We start from the raw sequence: 18,712 nt of genomic DNA on the forward strand, positions 1-18,712 counted from the left end.
GGCCAGTAGCGGTCCCGCTGGAAGGCGTACGTCGGCAGCGGGACCCGCCGCCGGGGGTGCCCGGCACCGGTGCGTTCCCAGGCCACTTCGGCGCCGTGGACGTACGCCTGGGCCATGGCGGCGGTGAAGGTGCGCGCCTCGGGACGGTCACGGCGCAGCGCCGCCGCGGCGGACGGCCGCGGCCGTCCGGGGGCCGGTCCGGGCCGTGCGGTGAGGCATTCCCGGGTCATGGCGGTGAGCGGAGCGTCCGGCCCGAGTTCGAGGAAGGTGGTGACACCGGCGTCCAGGAGGGTGTGCACACCGTCCATGAACCGCACCGCGTGGCGGGCGTGCCGGGCCCAGTACTCCGGTGAGGCGAGCTGTGAGGCGGTGGCCGCCCGTCCCGTCACGTTGGAGACGAGGGGGACGGCCGGTGCGCGGAAGGTCAGTGCGGAGGCGACGGTGCGCAGGTCGTCCAGCACGCCGTCCATGTGCGGCGAGTGGAAGGCGTGGCTGACCTTCAGCGGCCGGGCCTTGCGGCCGCGCCCGCGCCAGACGGCGACGGCCTCGTGCACGGCGTCGCGGTCGCCGGAGATCACCACGGACGACGGCCCGTTGACGGCGGCCAGGTCCAGCCGGTCCGCCCGCCCGGCCAGGAGTCCGGCGGCCTCGTCCGCGTCGGCCTGGAGCGCGGCCATGGCGCCGTCCGCGGTGACCGACCGCATCAGCCGGCCGCGGGCGGCCACCAGTGCGCAGGCGTCCGGCAGGCTGAGCACACCGGCCGCGTGCGCCGCGGCGATCTCGCCGACCGAGTGGCCCATCAGATGGCCGGGGGCCGCCCCCCAGGATGTGGCGAGCCGGTACAGGGCCACCTCGAGGGCGAACAGCGCGGGCTGGGTGTAGTCGGTCCGGTCGAGCAGTGCCGCCCGTGGCGAGGGGGGCCGGGCGAACATCACCTCGCGCAGCGGCTCTTCCAGGTGGGCGTCGAGACAGTCGCAGGCCTCGTCCAGCGCCGCGGCGAAGACCGGGTGGGCGGTGTACAGCTCCTGGCCCATGGCCGGGCGCTGGCTGCCCTGGCCGCTGAAGAGGAACGCGAGGCCGCCGCCGGTGGCCCTGCCCTGGACCGCTCCGGCGGTCTGCGCGCCCGCGGCCAGCGCGTCCAGTCCGCTCAGCAGCTCGTCGGCGCCGTCGCCGAGGATCACCGCGCGGTGGCCGAAGGCGGTCCGGGTGGTGGCCAGGGCGTGTCCGACGTCGGCCGGGGCGAGGCCGGTGTGGTCCGCCAGGTGGTCGCGCAGCCGCCGGGCCTGGGCGCGGAGCGCCGCGGGGGTCTTCGCGGAGAGCGGCCAGGCCACCACGGGCGGTTCGCGGCCGGGGGTGGCCGGTGCGGTCGCGGCCGCCGGCGGGGGCGCTTCGCCGACTACGAGGTGGCAGTTGGTGCCGCCCATGCCGAAGGAGCTGACCCCGGCGATCAGCGGCCGGTCCGGGTGTGGCCAGCCGGTGAGCCGGTCCTGGACCCGCAGTCCGAGTTCGGTCAGGGGGATGCGGGGGTTCGGGGTGGTGAAGTGGAGGCTGGGCGGGAGCTGCCGGTGCCGGATGCCGAGGGCGGTCTTGAGCAGTCCGACGATGCCCGCGGCGGCCTCGAGGTGGCCCACGTTGGTCTTGGCGGAGCCGACGAGCAGCGGTGTGCCGTCCGTGCGGGCGGTGCCGAGCGCGGCGCCGAGCGCGGCGGCTTCGACGGGGTCGCCGACGGGGGTTCCGGTGCCGTGCAGCTCGACGTACTGGACCTGGTCGGGTGGGATCCCGGCCCGCAGGTGGGCGGTGCGCACCACGTCCTCCTGGGCCGCCGGGCTGGGGGCCGTCAGCCCGTCGGTGGCGCCGTCGTTGTTGACGGCGCCCGCGTGGATGACGCAGTACACCGGGTCGCCGTCGGCTGTGGCCGCGGCCAGCGGTTTGAGGAGTACCACCGCGCCGCCCTCGCCACGGACGAAGCCGTTGGCGCGGGCGTCGAAGGTGTGGCAGCGCCCGTCCGGGGAGAGCCCGCCGAACTGGGCGGCGGCGGCCGCCATGCTGTCCTCGGTGAGGATGAGGTTGACGCCCCCGGCCAGCGCCAGGGCGCACTCCCGGCGCCGCAGGCTCTCGCAGGCCGTGTGCACGGCCACCAGCGAGGAGGACTGGGCGGTGTCGACGGTGAGGCTCGGGCCGCGCAGGCCGTAGCCGTAGGAGACCCGGTTGGCGATGATGCTGCGGTGGACGCCGGTCATGGCGTGCCGGGTGGCCGCGGTGGGGGTGTGCCGGCGCAGGAGGGCGGCGTATTCGTCCCAGATGGCGCCGATGAACACACCGGTGGCGCTGTCCCGCAGGGTTCCGGGGCGGATGCCCACGTCCTCGAACGCCTCCCAGGCGAGTTCGAGCATCAGCCGTTGCTGGGGGTCCATGGCGGTCGCCTCGCGGGGGGAGACGCCGAAGAAGGAGGCGTCGAAGGTGTCGACGCGGTCCAGGAACCCGCCGTACCAGGCCGAGGCCGGCCGGTCGGGGCCGCCGGCGGTGGGGCCGGCTCGGCGGCGGTCGTCCGGCATGGTGGTGATGGCGTTCCCGCCCTCCCGCAGCAGCCGCCAGAAGGCTGACGGGCTGGGTGCGTGCGGCAGGCGGCAGGCCATTCCCACCACGGCGACGGGCTCCGCGTGCTGAGGTGCCGGAGTGGGCGCGGCGCTATCCATCGCACCCCATACGGCGCTCGGAGAACATCTGGGTGTTCTTGGTCATGGGCGGCACTCCCGCTCCGTATTGATGATCGGTGCGAGCACGTGGCCCATCGTGGGGCGCGGTTCTAAAGCAAGACCAAATGGGCTACGGCCGGTGACTTTAGAGACGCGTTACCGGAACCCCGGACCATCGCTGAGCGGGTGAGCCTTTATGCGCCCTGGGGCCTGTCGTCAAAGGGGGCGTCGGGAGCGGGGCGCCCCCTTTGACGACAGGCCCTGGGCCGACCCGTCTTTCGAGCACAGGAGGAGTGCCATGACCTCTCCATCGGCCGTGCCGCCCAGCGGTACGGTGTCGGACTACTACAGCTCGCTGGGCCCGCTTCTGCGGATGGCGTGGGACGACAACTTCCACTTCGGCTACTGGGACGGCCCATCGGATACCAGTTCGGTCCAGGAGGCCACCGACCGTTTCACGGATCTGCTCATCGAACGGCTGCGGGTGGGGCCGGGTGACCGGGTGCTGGACGCCGGCTGCGGTATCGGGAAACCGGCGATGCGGGTGGCGACCGCCACCGGTGCCGATGTCCTCGGCATCACGATCAGCGAGCTCCAGGTCACACAGGCGACCGAATCCGCCCGGCTCGGCCGGCTGTCCGACCGGGTGGCTTTCCAATACGCCGATGCCATGGCGATGCCTTTCGACGACGCGTCTTTCGATGCCGTACTCGCATTCGAATCCATCAATCACATGGACCGCCCGACGGCACTGCGCGAGATGGCGCGCGTGCTGGTGTCCGGAGGCCGGCTGGTGCTCACGGACGTCACCCCGCCGAGCGACGGCAGCTACCAGCCCGCCGACGGTCCCGGGGTGGTCACCTCGCTGGTCGCGCTGGCCGACTGGCCCGCTCTGATCAGCGACGCGGGGCTGGTGCTGGAGGAACTGACCGATGTCACCGAGCACACCAAGGACACCGCCGGCCGGATGATCGACGGCATCCTGCGCTGCCGCCGGGAGTTCGAGGAGCGGCACGGGGTCAGCGTGCAGGAGGTGCTGGACGCCGCCAAGTCCGCCCTGCCCGCCGTGGGGAGCGCCGGCTGTGCGATCGTGGTCGCCCGCAAGCCCTGAATCGACAACCGGCCCAACGGTTATTCGACCCGCCGTTCATGGACCCCGCGGAGCCGGAATTTCCCGCTCCTCATCTAAACGGCGGCAAGGGGCCCACGATCTCGCAGGACGCGCTTGTCCCCGCCGACGCGATCCGCGTATTCTCTTTCGCGGACTGCGACACCTCCAGGTGCGAGGTATCCGGACTCCGATCTTCCGGACCCGATTCACGAATACTCGTTCCGCGCCGCCGGGGAGATGCCTCGAGGGCGTGTATATCCGGATTCTAGGTGGGGTGGGTAGTCATAGGACTCGCTTACGAAGTGGGGCACCTGCCGAAGGCACACTTTGGCCCGTTCTCTGATTCCTCGGCAGGTCCGCGATAAAAGAGGGGTGAGTAATGGCAGTCGCGAACGGCGTGCGTCAGTGGATCCGGCGGCACCACCCGTCCCCGCGCGGCGAGGCGCGGCCGGACCACTTTCCACACGCAAGCGGCTCGGCGAACGCCCACTTCCCATCCCCTTCCGGGGCGCCGGATTCCGGGTCCGCGGTAATTCCCGCGCACCGTCCGGACGGCCGGGGCGGACGGTCCGTACGGACCGTCCCGACCCGCCCCGTACAGGCGTTCGTCTCCGAAAGCAGACGGACGTCGCCCGTGACATCGAAAGAGCATACGGACAACCCCGCGGGCACTTGCGGCAAAGGCGCCGGCTGTCCCCTGACCGCATTCGTCGGCGACTCGGATGGGGCACATCGTGCGATATGAGATCATGGGACCTCTCCGAGTGGTGGAAGAGGAAAAGAAATTAACCATCAGGGCCCGCAAGATCGAGGTCCTGCTGACCGTCCTCCTCGTCCGCGCCGACCAGGTGGTCCCCATCGACCAGCTCATCACCGAGATCTGGGGAGAGGACCCACCGCGCCGGGCGATCGCCGGACTTCATGTGTATGTCTCCCAGATCCGTAAGTTCCTGCGCCGGCCCGAGCAGAGCGAAAGCCCCGTTCTCACCCGCCCCCCGGGCTATGTGCTGCGGCTGGGGCCGGACCATCTGGACTTCCACTGCTTCGAACGGCTGGTGTGCGAGGGCCGGGATCACCTCCGGGAAGGGCGTTACCAGCAGGCCACGGCCACGTTCGAAGCCGCACTCGACCTCTGGCGCGATCCGTCGCTGGACGACGTGTGCCACGGACCGATCCTGGAAGGCTTTCAGACCTGGCTGAAGGAAGCCCGGCTGGAGTGCATCGAGATGCTCACGGATTCCCGGCTCATGCTCGGCCGCCACCGCGAGCTGGTGAGCGATCTGTACCAGCTGACCACCGAACACCCGTTGCGGGAGGCCCTGCACCGTCAGCTGATGCTGGCGCTCTACCGCTGCGGCCGCCGGGCGGACGCCCTGCATGTGTACCAGGCGGCCCGCAAAACGCTCAACGAGGAACTCGGGCTCGAACCGTGCCGGGCCCTCCAGGACATGCAGCGGGCCATCCTCACCTCGGATGACCGCCTGGAACTCCAGGTGCCCGCATGAAGACCGCGGAAGGAGGTGGACACATGAGTGATCACACCAGTTGTCTGTCCGACGGCAGCCCGATCGAGGTCGTCCTCGAAGGCGGACCGGACGATCTGCCCCGGGCAGTGCGGACCGGGCGGTCGACCCTCACCACGAAGAAGCTCAAAATCCCGCACCGCAATGGGTACGAGCATTTCGAACTCGTCAACGACTCCGCTGACATCACCCCAGCGATCTTCCGCTGGACCATGCGGACGAAAATCGCCGAGTAGTCCCCACGGCCCCGTTCCCCCGCGCTCGCCGGCCTCCGCCGCCGGGTCGCCATCCCGGGGCGGGGGCCGGGTGGCCAGGAGGTCAAGCGTGCTCACCTCACGATGGCGCGGAGCCGTGATCGCCGCGCTCGCGATCTCGACGTCCCTCACCGCCCTGCCCGCCGGGCCCGCGTCGGCCCGGACCTCCGCCGCTCCGGCCGGGGTCCGGGTGGCGGGCGGCCGCACCCAGCCGGTCTTCTCCTACCGGCATGCCGTGCGGGAACACCTCATGGTCCAGACCCCCGTCGACAGTGACCGCGACGGGCACAAGGACCGGGTCGCGGTGGACATCATCCGGCCCGAGGAGACCCAGCGGGGTCTGAAGGTGCCGGTCATCATGTCGGCCACGCCCTACAACGACACCGTGGGCCGCGGATTCGAACTGGAGCGGAAGACCTACGACGCCCAGGGCGCCCCGGTGAAGTTCCCGCTCTTCTACGACAATTACTTCGTGCCGCGCGGCTACGCCGTGGTCGATGTCGACATGACCGGGACCGGCAGGTCCGAGGGGTGTCCGACGGTCGGCGGCACCTCTGACGTGGCGGCCGCCAAGGCGGCGATCGACTGGCTGGGCGGCCGCGCCACGGCGTACGCGGCCGACGGCAGCGAGGTCGAAGCATCCTGGACCACCGGCAAGGTCGGCATGATCGGCCACTCCTACGAGGGAACGCTGGCCAACGCCGTGGCCGGCACCGGCGTGGAGGGGCTGGAGACCATCGTCCCGATCTCCGGCGTCAGCTCGTGGTACGAGTTCGCCCGCAGCAACGGCGCCAAGCACTGGAACGGTTTCGCCTCCTGGCTGGCCAGTGCGCTGGACTCCGACCCGCCCCAGAAGTGCCAGGCCGTCCGGAACCGGCTGCAGGCCGGTGAGGACGACGCCACCGGCAACTACAACGCCCACTGGCATGAGCGCAATTACCTCGCGCCCCCGGCGCCCGAGGTGAACAAGGTGCGCGCGAGCGTCTTCGCGGTGCACGACACCAACGACTACAACGTCCGGATCGACCAGTTCGCGAACTGGTGGGCCCCGCTGGCCCGGCGCCATGTGCCGCGCAAGCTGTGGCTGGGCGCCTACGGGCACACCGATCCGTTCGACTGGCCCGGCCGGCGCGCCCGGTGGGTCTCCACCGTGCACCGGTGGTTCGACCACTGGCTGTACGGCATCCGGAACGGGATCATGGACGAGCCGCGGGTCGATCTGCAGACCGGCCCGGCCACCTGGACGACCCAGGCCGACTGGCCCGCGGGCACCTCCTCGGTGCCCCTGCGCCCCGGGCCCGACGGCTCGCTGGCACTGAGCCCCGCCGGTGGCACCGGGACCTTCACCGACACCAAGCTGAGCGAGGCGGATCTCACCGCCGACCCGTCGGCGAGCCGTCCGGGCCGGCTGGCGTTCCTCACCCCGCCGCTGCGCACCGGGGTACGGCTGTCCGGTACGCCCACCGTGGACCTGCGGGTCAGGCTCGACAAACCGACGTCGAACCTGACCGCGCTGCTCGTGGACTACGGCGAGGAGGAACGGATCGACTGGAACCGCAACGAGCCCGAGCACGGCATCCACGACGGTCTGCGACGGCTGGACGAGGAGTCCTGCCACGGGGAGAGCACCGCCCAGGACGACGCCTGCTACCGGAAGACCGTCACCGTGACGGCGCGCGAACCCTCCGAGGTGATCAGCCGCGGCTGGATGGACGCCCAGAACCGCCACTCGGTCACCACCCCCGAGCCGCTGATCCCCGGCCGGTCCTACCGGATCACCTTCAGGACACTGCCGGACGACTACGAGATCAAGCCGGGCCATCGGCTGGGGCTGGTCCTGGGCGGCACCGACGCCGACTTCCTGTACTTCGAGGACGCCACCGGGGCCACGGTGACGGTGGACCTGGGCGGCAGCCGTGTCACCGTACCGGTGACCACCGCCGAGGGGCTCCGCACCACCCGGCGTCCCTAGGCCCTGTCCGAGCTGTCCGAGGGGACTCCGCGGCGTCGCCGGGAACCGCCGGACGGGCCCTGGTCCTCGGTCCAGGCGTGGACCACATGAGCGCCCAGATCCGCATGGTCGCCGGCCGTGCGGTGGGCGCTCCCGTACCGGGCCGTCAGATCGCGGTAGCGGATGTCCTCACCGGCGGAGAAGCGCAGCCGGCGCAGTTCGGCGGCGAGTTCCCCCGGGGTGAAGAAGCTGAGGAAGGGCTCACCGGCCCGGGCGGCCCAGGCCGCGCGGGCCTCGTGCACGGCGCGCTGCTCCGGTGGCAGCGCGTCCGGCGGCTCACCGTAGTCGAAGACCACTCCGGAGCCGTTCGGCAGGGCCGCGATGAAGCCGAGCGTGCCCAGCACGGCGGTGCGCGTCAGATACGGCACCACGCCGAGCCAGACGAAGAACGCCGGGCGGACCGGGTCGAAACCGGCCGCCCCGAGTCCCTCGGCCAGGCTCTGCCGCTCGAAGTCGACCGGTGCGAAGGTCAGTGACGCCGGTACCGGGATCCCCACCGCGGCCAGCCGGCCGCGCTTCCACCCCTGGGTCGCGGGGTGGTCCACCTCGAACACCCGCAGACCCTCCGCCGCGTGCGGATTGCGGCAGCCGAAGGTGTCCAGCCCCGCCCCCAGCACCACCGCCTGCCGTACCCCGCGCGCCACGGCGGCCGTGACGGCGTCCTCGGCGAACCGCGCACGGGCGGCCACCGACAGCCGCACGTCCTCCCGCTCGGGCCGGAAGGCCGCCTCGAGCGCGGGGTCGTCCGCGTCGGCGGCGAGGACGCGCAGCGCCAGCGGATCGTGGAACACCCGGCCGCCCTCCAGCTCCTGGTGGGCCGCGCGGAACGCGGCGGCGCCGCGTGCGGTGGTGCTGGGCCGGCCGGTCCGCATGGCACGCCCTCCCCCTTCAGGCCCCGCGACACGGCGCGGGTGACCCACCCCATGGTGTCAGCTCCGCGCCCCGCCCACACCGCCAACGGGCCACGTGCACGCGGGGGTTGCGTCTGGAACGGCGCTCCGGTGAACCGCCGGGGCGGGTGGGCGCGCCCGTTCCGGACGGGTGCAACCGATCGGCCGATCAGGTGAAGCTCCGCACCGCTCCGCAGGGCAGCCCCCTGCCGTGCATATAAATATGACAATCCGACAATCAGAACAAAACGGTCCCCTGTAAGCCGGACCAGTGCGGAGTGAACCGTGTCCCCTCACCGTCACCACCGGACGGCGCTGCTCGCCGTCGCCCTGCTCGGCGCCGTCACCGCCTGCGGCAGCGGGACACCGGCCGCCCCGAAGGCCGAGGAGAAGCCCTCCAAGAGCGCGGCGGCGCTCCGGCACCGGGCCTTGAAGGACTTCACCCTGGTGGCCACCGGCGATCTGCTGGTGCACGCCTCGGTCATCCGGCAGGCACAGGCCGACGCGGGCGGCGAAGGGTATGACTTCCGGCGCATGATCAAGGCGGCCTCACCCCTCGTCTCCCAGGCGGACCTGGCCATCTGCCACATGGAGACGGTCTACGGGGCCGCCCACGGGCCGTTCACCGGCTATCCGACCTTCAAGACGCCTCCGCAGCTCGCCCAGGCCGTGAAGAGCCTCGGCTACGACTCCTGCTCCACCGCCTCCAACCACACCCTGGACGCCGGCGCCGAGGGGGTGGTCCGCACCCTCGACGCGATGGACAAGGCCGGACTCAAGCACACCGGGTCGGCCCGGTCCGCCCAGGAGCGCACCCGTCCCGCGATGCTGCAGGCCGGCGGCGCCAAGGTCGCCCAGCTCGCCTACGCCTACGGCACCAACGGCATCCCGGTCCCCAAGGACAAACCATGGCTGATCAACCTGATCGACCCCGAGCGGATCATCAAGGACGCGCGGGCCGCCCGCCGCGCCGGGGCCGATGTGGTCGTCGCCAGCATCCACTGGGGCACCGAATGGCAGCAGGCGCCGGACAAGCTCCAGCTCGCGCTCGCCAGGAAGCTCACCGCGTCCAAGGACAAGGGCCGCCGCGACATCGACCTGATCATCGGCACCCACGCCCATGTCCCCCAGGCGTACGAGAAGGTCAACGGCACCTGGGTGGTCTACGGCATGGGGGACCAGATCGCGGGGGTGATGCCCGACGAACGCGGCCAGCTGGGCTCGGCCGCGCGCTTCACCTTCGCCCCGCCCACCGCCCCGGGCAGGGCGTGGCGGGTGAAGAAGGCGGAGTACATCCCGCACGCCGTGGACAACGACCCGATCAGCCTGGTGAACCTCCCCCGGGCCCTGGAGAAGAGCCCCGGCAGCCCTCGCTACACCAGCGCCCTGAGCACCATCCAGGAGGCGGTGCTCAGCCGGGGCGCCAAGAAGGACGGGCTCACCATGGGCCGCTGATCCGGCCCGCCACGCCGGCCGCGCCGCCCCTCCGGCCTACCGCCGCGGCGGACCGCCCCGGTCCGCCGGGCCGGACTCCTCCGTCCGCCCGGTGGTGCGGAAGGCCAGCTTGTCGTTCTCCACCTCGACCCGGACATGGCTGTGCGGCGGCAGCGTGGAGCCGAGCAGCATCCGGGAGAGCGGATTGTCGACCTCGCGCTGGATCGTGCGGCGCAGCGGCCGGGCGCCGTACTCCGGCTGGTGCCCGTGCCGGGCCAGCCACTCGACGGCGGCCGGGGTGAACTCCACGCCGACGTCCTGGGCGCGCAGCCGGCGCCGGGTCTCCTCCAGCAGCACATCGGCGATCTGCCGCAGCTGGTCGTCGGCGAGCCGGCGGAAGATGACGATCTCGTCGATGCGGTTGAGGAACTCCGGCCGGAAGTGCTCCCGCAGCGGGCGCAGCACCCGCTCCCGGCGTGCCGCCTCGTCGGCCTCCTCGTCACCGCCGCCGAAGCCCAGCGGGCCGCCGCGTCCGGTGATGGCCTCCGAGCCGAGGTTGCTGGTCATCACGATGACGGTGTTCTTGAAGTCGATGGTGCGGCCCTGGGCGTCGGTCAGCCTGCCGTCGTCGAGCACCTGGAGCAGGACGTTGAAGACATCGGGGTGGGCCTTCTCCACCTCGTCCATGAGCAGCAGCGAGTAGGGCTGGCGGCGCACCGCCTCGGTGAGCTGCCCGGCCTCCTCGTGACCGACGTATCCGGGGGGCGCGCCCACCAGCCGGCTGACGGTGTGCTTCTCCTGGTACTCGCTCATGTCGAGGCGGACCATGCGGTCCTCGCTGCCGAAGAGCGCCTCGGCCAGCGCACGGGCGAGTTCGGTCTTGCCGACCCCGGTGGGGCCGAGGAAGAGGAAGCTGCCGCTCGGGCGGTTGGGGTCGGCGAGCCCGGCGCGGGCGCGCAGCACGGCGTCGGCCACGGCGGACACGGCCTGCTCCTGCCCGATGACCCGCCGGCCGAGGTGCTCCTCCAGGCCGAGGAGGCGTTCGCGCTCCTCCTGGGTCAGGCTGGAGACCGGGATCCCGGTCTGCCGGGAGACGATCTCGGCGATGTCCTCGACGGTGACCTCGGCGACGCGCCCGCCGTGGTACTGGGTGCCGGACGCCTCGGAGATCCGGGTGTTCAGCTCGGCGATGCGGTCCCGCAGGGCGGTGGCGCGTTCGTAGCTCTCGGACGCGACGGCCTGGTCCTTGTCCCGGGTGAGCTGCTCGACCTCCCGCTCCAGGGCGCGCAGATCGGTGCCGCGGGCGCTGGAGCGCAGCCGTACCCGGGCCCCCGCCTGGTCCATGAGGTCGATGGCCTTGTCCGGCAGGAACCGGTCGGTCAGATAGCGGTCGGAGAGCTCGACGGCCGCGAACAGCGCCTCGTCGGTGTAGCGGACCTGGTGGTGGGCCTCGTACCGGTCGCGCAGCCCGTGCAGGATGGCGACCGCGTCCGCGGGGGTGGGCTCGGGGACCATGATGGGCTGGAAGCGGCGGGCCAGCGCGGCGTCCTTCTCGATGTACTGGCGGTACTCCCGCAGCGTGGTCGCGCCCATCACATGGAGTTCGCCGCGGGCCAGCGCGGGCTTGAGGATGTTGCTCGCGTCCATCTGGCCGCCCTCGGAGCCGCCGCCCGCGCCGACGACCATGTGCAGTTCGTCGATGAAGATGATCAACTCGTCGGAGTTGGTACGGATCTCGTCGACGATGCTGGTGACCCGCTGCTCGAAGTCGCCGCGGAAGCGGGTGCCGGCCACGACGCTCGTGATGTCGAGCTGGACGACCCGGCGGCCGAGCAGGATGTCCGGCACATCGGCGTCGGCGATCCGCTGGGCGAGCCCTTCGACGACCGCCGTCTTGCCGACTCCGGCCTCGCCGATCAGGACGGGGTTGTTCTTGCCGCGCCGGGCGAGCACCTCAATGGCCTGCTCGATCTCCTCATCGCGGCCGATCACCGGGTCGATCCGCCCCTCGCGGGCCAGTTCGGTCAGATCGCGGCCGAACCGGTCGAGGGTCGGGGTCTTCTGCTGGTCCACCACGGGCCGCTGGTCAGCGGAGGGTGCGCTGGGGGTGAGGCCGCCGGTCTGCGGCCCGGGGGGCCGGGGCTCGAAGCGGGCGGCGTTGAGGATCTGCCCGGCCGTGGACTCGCGGTTGGCGGCGAGCGCGATGAGCACGTGTTCGGGGCCGATGTACGAGGCGCCGCGCGAGCGGGCTATCTCATGGGCGTCGAGCAACGCCCGCTTGACGGCCGGGGTGACGGCGACCGAGTTGCGCGGCGGCCCGTCGCCCGCCTCCCGGTCGATGTCGGCGGCGATCCGGTCGGGGTCGGCTCCGGCGCGCGAGACCATGGTCCGGGTGGGCTCGGCGGCGAGCGCCGCGCGCAGCAGATGTTCGGTGTCGAGGTCGGTGCTGCCGTGTTCGGCGGCGTAGGAGGCGGCGGCGGAGACGAGGTGCCGCGCGTTCTCGCTCATCAGCCGGCCGAAGTCGACGTGGCGTGAGTCGGGCCGCTGCCCGGCCGGCCCGGTCCCGAGGAAGCGTGCGAGGAAGTCGCCGAGTGGGTCCGGCCCGAAGTCTTCGGGGCCCTGGTTCGGGCCCTCGTTCCCACTGCCCATATGGACAGTTTAATGGTGATCGACACCGATGTCCGATCCTGGGCGGTTCCACCGGCGGGCCCGAGCGGCGGACGGAGTCCGCCCCGGAGCCCCGCCCGACGCCCACGGATCCGACGCCACGGTCACGGGGCGGACTCTGCGGTGACGGTCGGCCCAGCGGTCGCGGGTCCGACCCTGCGGTCACGGCTCCGCGCCACGGTCGCGGATCCGGCCCTGCGGTGACGGCCCCGCCCAGCGGTCACGGGTCCGGCGCCACAGCCACGGGTCCGGCCCCGCGGTGACGGCCGACCCAGTGGCCACGGGGTCCGGCCCCGCGGTGACAGCTGGCCCGGTGGCCACGACTCCGGCCCTGCGGTGACGGCCAGCCCGGCGGTCGCGGGCCCGGCGCCACACCCACGGGCCCGGCGCCACGGCCACGGGCCCGGCGCCACGGCCACGGCGTCCAACGCCACAGCCACCGGTCCGGCCCTACGGTCACGGGTCCGGCCCTGGGGTCGAGGGTCCGACACCACGGCCACGGATCCGACCCCACACCCAAGGGCCCGACCATGCGGTCACGGGGTCCAACGCCACAGCCACCGGTCCGGCCCTGCGGTCACCGGTCCGGCCCTGCGGTGACGGCCGACCCAGTGGCCACGGGCTCCCACCCTGCGGTGACGGCCAGCCCGGCGGTCGCGGGCCCGACGCCACACCCACGGGCCCAACGCCACAGCCACGGCTCCGCGCCACGGCCACGGCTCCGACCCTGCGGTCACGGCGTCCAACGCCACAGCCACCGGTCCGGCCCTGCGGTGGCGGCCGGTCCGGTGGCCACGGGTCCGAACCCCACGGTGACGGCCCGGCCCCGCGGTGACGGCCAGTGGTGGCCGTCAGCTCTCCGTCCCGTGTCGTTCGAGGACGACCATGGCGGCGTCGTCCCCCTGGTGGCCCCCGATATGGCTGAGCAGATCGCGGCGCAGGTGGTCGACGAGACCCTGGGGCCCGTCGCCGTCCCACCCCGGGAGCCGCTCCGCGAGCGGGTAGAAGGTGCCCTCGGCGTCCCGCGCCTCGATCACCCCGTCCGTATAGAGCAGCAGCTGATCGCCCTCGCCGAAGGGGAAGTCCTCGGCCTGGTAGCTTCCGGCCGCCAGGTGGCCGAGACCCAGCGGCAGCGCGGGCGCCGGTCCCTGCAACTCCTCGACCCTGGAGTCGCGCAGCAGGATCGGCGGGGGGTGTCCGCAGTTGACGAGGCGGACCACCGGCCGGTCGTCGGGGATCTCCAGCACCGCGGCGGTGACGAACGACTCCCCCGCCCCGGGCGCCGTGTCGCGGTTCTCGGCCCGCTCGGCGTACAGGGCGGTGTCCAGGTGGGCCACCAGATCGGTCAGCGGCACGGGCCAATGGGCCATCGCGCGGAAGGCACCGAGCACCAGGGAGGCGTCCGCGACGGCGGTCAGTCCGCTGCCCCGCACATCGCCGATGATCAGGCGGGTGGTGGTCGCGGTGCGCGCCGCCGCGTACAGATCGCCGCCGATCTCCGCTCCCGGTTCGGCCGCGAGGTAGACCGAGGCGATCCGCAGCGGGCCCACCCTGCCGGGGAGCGGGCGCAGCAGCACCCGCTGCGCCACGTCGGCCACCGCCCGCACCCGGTTCAGCTCGCGTCTGTGCCGGTCGAGTACCGCGCGGAACAACACGATCAGCGCGGAGACCAGGGCCAGGGTGATCACCTCGGCGAGGCGGCCGGGCTGGGTGAGGAGGCCCTCCGAGGCGTTGGTGATCACCTGTGCGACCACGGCCAGGAGTCCGATGCACGCGGTGAGCAGGGGCCCGGCGAACGAGGCGGTGAGGGCGGGGGCCGCGATCAGCAGCGGGCTGAGCCGGATGCTCGCCGGGGTGAACACATCGCCGAGCGTGATCAGCACGATGACCAGCAGGGGAATCACGGCCAAGACGTGGGACCGCCACCTTGGCCGGCGCAGATCCGAGGGACCTTGCCGCGTGTGCACATGTCTTGCTTACGCCTGTCCGTGGCCACCGCGCCAGCCCAGCCCGTCCGGAAACGCGCCACCGCCCCCCCGGAAGGTCCCGGTCCTGGCGAGGAGAGCGCTGTCACACTTCCGGCCGCCGTGTCGTCCTTCCTCCCGGGCCGACGAGAGGATCAGTACATGGCGGAGCTAGCAGACTTCGAACAGCAGCGCGACCGGCTGTGGGCCGTCGCCTACCGCATCACCGGCTCGGTCGCCGACGCCGACGACGCGGTGCAGGAGACCTGGCTGCGCTGGCAGGCACTGCCCGAGGACGAGGTGGCCGACCCCCGTGCGTACCTGACCACCGTCATCAGCCGGATCTGCTACGACCTGCTGGGTTCGGCACGGGTGCGGCGCGAGGCGTACATCGGCCCCTGGCTGCCCGAGCCGGTGGTGGCGGCCGGCGGTCCGGAGGACCGGGTGACGCTGGACGAGTCGGTGGGTCTGGCGCTGCTCACCGTGCTGGAACGGCTGACCCCGGCGGAGCGGACCGCGTTCATCCTGCACGACGTCTTCTCGGTGCCGTTCCCCGAGATCGCCGAGGTGGTGGGCCGGAGCCCGGAGTCCGTACGGCAGCTGGCCTCACGCGCCCGCAAGCGGGTCCGGGCGGAGGCGCCGCGGCGCTCGGTGGACCGCGGTGAGCACCGGCGGGCCGTGGACGCGTTTCTCCGGGCCGTCATGGGTGGCGACATGGACGGACTGCTGGAGGTCCTCGATCCGGAGGTCGTCTGGCGCTCGGACGGTGGCGGCAAGGTGACGGCGGCCCGGGTCCCGGTCCTGGGCCGGGAGAAGGTGGCCCGCTTCGCCCGCCGGCTCACCCGTGGCTTCGATCCGGCCACGATGGCGGTGCACCGTCGCGACGTCAACGGCGCCCCGGGCCTGGTCATCGTCGACCACACGGGCGGACAGGCGCTCGTCTTCGCGTTCTCCGTGCACCACGGTCTGATCACCGAGATCGACGCCGTCATCAACCCCGACAAGCTCCACCACCTCGATCTGCGAAACCTGTGACCGACATCACCGTCACACCCCGGGCCGCCATATCGTCCTCCACGTGAAACACCGCCCAGGGAGGAGCCGGCAATGGAGAAGCAGCAGGTCGTGGTGGTCGGCGCGGGCTATGCGGGGCTGATGGCGGCCCTGCGTCTGGCCCCGCACACCCGCGTCACCCTCGTCGAGCCGAACACCGTTTTCACCGAACGCGTCCGGCTGCACGAGCGGGCCGCCGGCCGCCCCGATGTGACGCATCCGCTGGACGCGCTGACGCGACGGGCCGGCATCGTCCACGTGGCCGCCCGCGCCGCCCGGCTCGACCCGGCCGACCGGCGGATCACCACCGACGACGGCCGCCGGCTCCGCTACGACCGGCTGGTGTACGCGCTCGGCAGCCGCACCCCCGACCCCGGTGAGCGCGCCTACACCCCGGAGACGGCGGCCGAGCTGCACAAGCGGCTGCTGGACGGCCCCGGTGAACTGACGGTGGTGGGCGGCGGGCTCACCGGCATCGAGCTGGCGGCCGAGATCGCCGAGTCCCAGCGCGCCTGGAAGGTCCGGCTGGTCACGGGCGGCGAGATCGGCACCGGGCTGTCCGCCACGGGCCGCGCCCACGTGCGTACCGCACTGACCGGGCTCGGTGTCCGGATCGAGGAGGGCCGGCGGGTGGCGGGCCCGGAGGACGTCGACGCCGACGCGGTGGTCTGGGCCACCGCGATGACCGCGAACACCGCCCTGGCCGAGGCGGCCGGCATCGCGCTCGACCCCACCGGGCGCATCCGCGTCGACGACGCCCTGCGCTCGGTGTCCCACCCGGAGATCTACGCGGTGGGCGATGCCGCGGCCATGTCCACGCCGTCCGCCGGCTCCCTGCGCATGGCCTGCGCCACCGCGCTCCCGGCGGGTGTGCACGCCGCTTCCTCGATCATCGCCGAGACGCGGGGGCGGCGGCCCGGGCCGCTGCGTTTCCGCTACCGGATGCAGTGCGTGAGCCTCGGCCGCCGGGACGGGCTGATCCAGTGGGTACGGGCGGACGACTCCCCGCGCGAGCGGGTGCTGCGCGGGGGCCTGGCCGCCCGCACCAAGGAGCAGGTGGTGCGCTCCACCGTCAGCATGCTGCGGCTGGCGGCGCGCCGCCCCGGGGCCGTGCCCCTCGTCCCCGGGATGAGCTGAGGGGCGCCCGGCGGCCGGGCCCGTCCGCGAAGGAGCCGCTGTCAACGGCGACCGTGCGAAAAGGGACCGCTTCGCAAAGGGACCGCTGCGCAGCGGGCACGTCACACCGAGCCGCTGCGCGAGGGCCGTCCGGGCAGCGGCCACGTGGAGGAGCCGGAAGAGGCCGCCGCGCAGGGGACCGCCCTGCGCGCGGCCGGGCCGCCCACGTGACGACGGACCCGCCACCCGGCGCCCCGGAGCGGCACCGATCAGTGAACGATCCGTACCCGGGGCGGCGGTGAGCGCCTCGGCGCCCTCGCGGGCGTTGGTCACCACGTTGCGCACCCCTCGGGCAGCCCGGCGTCGCGCAGCACATCGGCGAGAAGGGGCCCGCAGGCGAGCGGCGCGTCCTTACTGGGCCGCCTCAGCACGACCGTGTCGCCCGCGGCCAGGGGACGCGGCGAGCGAGCGGACGCCGAGGGCGAGCGGAGCGGTTCCCAGGGGCGAAGGCGGCGACGGCACCGGCCGGTTCGCGGACGGCCGAACCGAGCGCGCCCGCCTCCTGCCCGCTGAGCACCTCACTTCGCGGGACGGTGAGCGCGGCGGCTTCGCGGAGGCGGAACCTCGGTGTCCAGCGCGCCCCGGGCGGTGTCCGACGCGCCCCGGGCGGTGTCCACGCGACGGCGGGGGCGGGGGCGCGGGCGGGGCCACCGGATGCCGCCGGACGCCGTGACGGCCAGGACCCCCAGGAGGGCCAGCGCGGCGGCGGGGGCGAGGACCGCCCAGGGGGCGCGCTCGGCGTAGGGGTGGTTCTCGGCGAGCAGCCGGCCCCATTCCGGGGACGGCGGCTGGGCGCCCAGGCCGAGGAAACCCAGCGAGGCCAGGGCCAGCGCCACGGACGGCAGGCGCAGCAGGGCGTGGCGGACGACCGGGGGCAGGACGGCGGGCAGGAGGTGGCGGCGCAGCAGGTGGCGGCGGGACGCGCCCAGCGCGCGGGTGGCGGCCAGATGCGTGGCGGCGCGCTCCTGCCGCAGCAGGGCGGAGGTGTGGGCGCCCAGCGGGGCCCAGGCGACGGCGGCCACGGCGAGCGCGGGGGTGTACGGGCCGCGGCCCGCCGCCCCGGCCACCAGGAGCCCGGCGAGCACGGGGGGCACCGCGTTCACCGTCTCCACGAGTCCGCCGGACAGCCGGGGCACCAGCCCCAGCAGCACCCCCGTCACCAGCGCGGCGGCGCTCACCGCCACCGCCAGGGCGAGGGTGGACAGCGCGCCGTGCCCCACCCGGGCCAGCAGATCGCGGCCGAGCGCGTCGGTGCCGAACGGATGCGCCCAGGACGGTGGGGTGAGCCGGGCGGCGGTGTCCACGGCCAGCGGGTCGCGCAGGGCGCCGAGCGCCACGACGGCGAGCAGGATCGCGCCGTGGAGCAGGGGAAGGGAGCGGGCGGACGGCTGGGACGGCCGGGTGAGCGAGGGCAGCGCCCCGTCGCGCAGCGCGGGCCCGAGCAGCAGCCGCGCCGCGAGCCGGGCGAGACCTCCGGCGGCCGCGGCGAGCAGGACGAGGACGAGGGTGCCCGCCTGGAGCACCGGCAGGTCCTGGGCGACGGCCGCCTGGAGGGTGAGCCGGCCGAGCCCGGGGATGTCGAAGACCTGCTCGACGGCGACCGCGCCCCCGGTGAGCCCGACCACGAAGAGCCCGGTGTTCGGCAGCACCCCGGGCACCGCTCGCCGCAGCGCCTGGCGGGCGATCCGCCGGGCGGGCAGCCCGCGTGCGGCGGCGGCCCGCGCCCAGGGTTCCGCGAACGCGCCGGGCAGCACGTCGTCCAGGATCCGGCCCAGCAGGGCGCCCGCGGGCAGGCCGAGGGCGAGCGAGGGCAGCACCATCCAGCGCGGTCCGTACCAGCCGACGGCGGGCAGCCAGCCCAGCCGCACCCCGACCACGGCGGCCAGCACGGACGCCAGCAGGAACTCCGGCAACGCGGCGAGCAGCGCGCCGC

12 protein-coding genes are annotated in these 18,712 nt (G+C 73.3%); 7 read left to right on the top strand and 5 right to left on the bottom strand.

What is annotated here, in order from left to right; all coding sequences use genetic code 11:
* Positions 1 to 2,696: type I polyketide synthase (locus tag AXW62_RS33135; protein WP_252368825.1), on the bottom strand; the 2,696-nt coding region annotated here is incomplete at its 3' end.
* Between the two features lie 298 nt (positions 2,697 to 2,994).
* Between AXW62_RS33135 and AXW62_RS33140 the strand changes: the two genes are divergently transcribed.
* From AXW62_RS33140 to AXW62_RS33155, 4 genes are all read left to right on the top strand, one after another.
* Positions 2,995 to 3,807: an SAM-dependent methyltransferase gene (locus tag AXW62_RS33140; RefSeq protein ID WP_030839103.1), complete on the top strand. Its 813-nt coding sequence runs from the start codon at positions 2,995 to 2,997 to the stop codon at positions 3,805 to 3,807.
* Positions 3,808 to 4,556: 749 nt separating this feature from the next.
* Complete coding sequence (locus AXW62_RS33145) at positions 4,557 to 5,312, top strand: AfsR/SARP family transcriptional regulator (protein WP_432715874.1); 756 nt, start codon at positions 4,557 to 4,559, stop codon at positions 5,310 to 5,312.
* 23 nt (positions 5,313 to 5,335) lie between these two features.
* Positions 5,336 to 5,566 (top strand): DUF5988 family protein, encoded by a 231-nt coding sequence (locus AXW62_RS33150; RefSeq protein ID WP_060947731.1) that lies wholly within the window; start codon positions 5,336 to 5,338, stop codon positions 5,564 to 5,566.
* A gap of 88 nt (positions 5,567 to 5,654) precedes the next feature.
* Positions 5,655 to 7,556 (top strand): Xaa-Pro dipeptidyl-peptidase, encoded by a 1,902-nt coding sequence (locus AXW62_RS33155; RefSeq protein WP_060947732.1) that lies wholly within the window; start codon positions 5,655 to 5,657, stop codon positions 7,554 to 7,556.
* On the opposite strand, the gene AXW62_RS33160 is transcribed toward AXW62_RS33155, so the two are convergent.
* Positions 7,553 to 8,467, bottom strand: a complete 915-nt coding sequence (locus AXW62_RS33160; RefSeq protein ID WP_079115913.1) for a class I SAM-dependent methyltransferase — start codon at positions 8,465 to 8,467, stop codon at positions 7,553 to 7,555. The genes AXW62_RS33155 and AXW62_RS33160 overlap by 4 nt on opposite strands.
* Before the next feature lie 303 nt (positions 8,468 to 8,770).
* Between AXW62_RS33160 and AXW62_RS33165 the strand changes: the two genes are divergently transcribed.
* Positions 8,771 to 9,940 (top strand): CapA family protein, encoded by a 1,170-nt coding sequence (locus tag AXW62_RS33165; RefSeq protein WP_060947733.1) that lies wholly within the window; start codon positions 8,771 to 8,773, stop codon positions 9,938 to 9,940.
* Positions 9,941 to 9,976: 36 nt separating this feature from the next.
* On the opposite strand, the gene AXW62_RS33170 is transcribed toward AXW62_RS33165, so the two are convergent.
* Positions 9,977 to 12,568 carry an ATP-dependent Clp protease ATP-binding subunit gene (locus AXW62_RS33170; protein WP_060947734.1) on the bottom strand — a complete coding sequence of 864 codons (2,592 nt, stop codon included), beginning with the start codon at positions 12,566 to 12,568 and terminating at the stop codon, positions 9,977 to 9,979.
* Between the two features lie 869 nt (positions 12,569 to 13,437).
* Positions 13,438 to 14,496, bottom strand: coding sequence for a PP2C family protein-serine/threonine phosphatase (locus AXW62_RS33175; RefSeq protein ID WP_370682953.1), 1,059 nt, complete (start codon positions 14,494 to 14,496; stop codon positions 13,438 to 13,440).
* 216 nt (positions 14,497 to 14,712) lie between these two features.
* On the opposite strand from AXW62_RS33175, the gene sigJ reads away from it, so the two are divergent.
* Together sigJ and AXW62_RS33185 are read left to right on the top strand one after the other, a co-directional pair.
* Positions 14,713 to 15,585, top strand: coding sequence for an RNA polymerase sigma factor SigJ (sigJ, locus tag AXW62_RS33180; protein ID WP_060947735.1), 873 nt, complete (start codon positions 14,713 to 14,715; stop codon positions 15,583 to 15,585).
* Positions 15,586 to 15,657: 72 nt separating this feature from the next.
* Complete coding sequence (locus AXW62_RS33185) at positions 15,658 to 16,740, top strand: NAD(P)/FAD-dependent oxidoreductase (RefSeq protein ID WP_060947736.1); 1,083 nt, start codon at positions 15,658 to 15,660, stop codon at positions 16,738 to 16,740.
* Positions 16,741 to 17,297: 557 nt separating this feature from the next.
* Here AXW62_RS33185 and AXW62_RS33190 read toward each other — a convergent pair.
* On the bottom strand, positions 17,298 to 18,712 hold a 1,415-nt coding region (locus tag AXW62_RS33190), incomplete at its 5' end, for an ABC transporter permease subunit (RefSeq protein ID WP_079115915.1).

This window comes from Streptomyces hygroscopicus subsp. hygroscopicus (genome assembly GCF_001553455.1).
GTDB classification, from domain to species: domain Bacteria; phylum Actinomycetota; class Actinomycetes; order Streptomycetales; family Streptomycetaceae; genus Streptomyces; species Streptomyces hygroscopicus.

Bases quoted from the DNA above. Each gene is read 5' to 3' on its own strand.
- AXW62_RS33140 (WP_030839103.1), top strand. From the start codon at position 2,995: ATGACCTCTCCATCGGCCGTGCCGCCCAGCGGTACGGTGTCGGACTAC.
- AXW62_RS33145 (WP_432715874.1), top strand. From the start codon at position 4,557: ATGGGACCTCTCCGAGTGGTGGAAGAGGAAAAGAAATTAACCATCAGG.
- AXW62_RS33150 (WP_060947731.1), top strand. From the start codon at position 5,336: ATGAGTGATCACACCAGTTGTCTGTCCGACGGCAGCCCGATCGAGGTC.
- AXW62_RS33160 (WP_079115913.1), bottom strand. From the start codon at position 8,467: ATGCGGACCGGCCGGCCCAGCACCACCGCACGCGGCGCCGCCGCGTTC.
- AXW62_RS33170 (WP_060947734.1), bottom strand. From the start codon at position 12,568: ATGGGCAGTGGGAACGAGGGCCCGAACCAGGGCCCCGAAGACTTCGGG.
- sigJ (WP_060947735.1), top strand. From the start codon at position 14,713: ATGGCGGAGCTAGCAGACTTCGAACAGCAGCGCGACCGGCTGTGGGCC.
- AXW62_RS33185 (WP_060947736.1), top strand. From the start codon at position 15,658: ATGGAGAAGCAGCAGGTCGTGGTGGTCGGCGCGGGCTATGCGGGGCTG.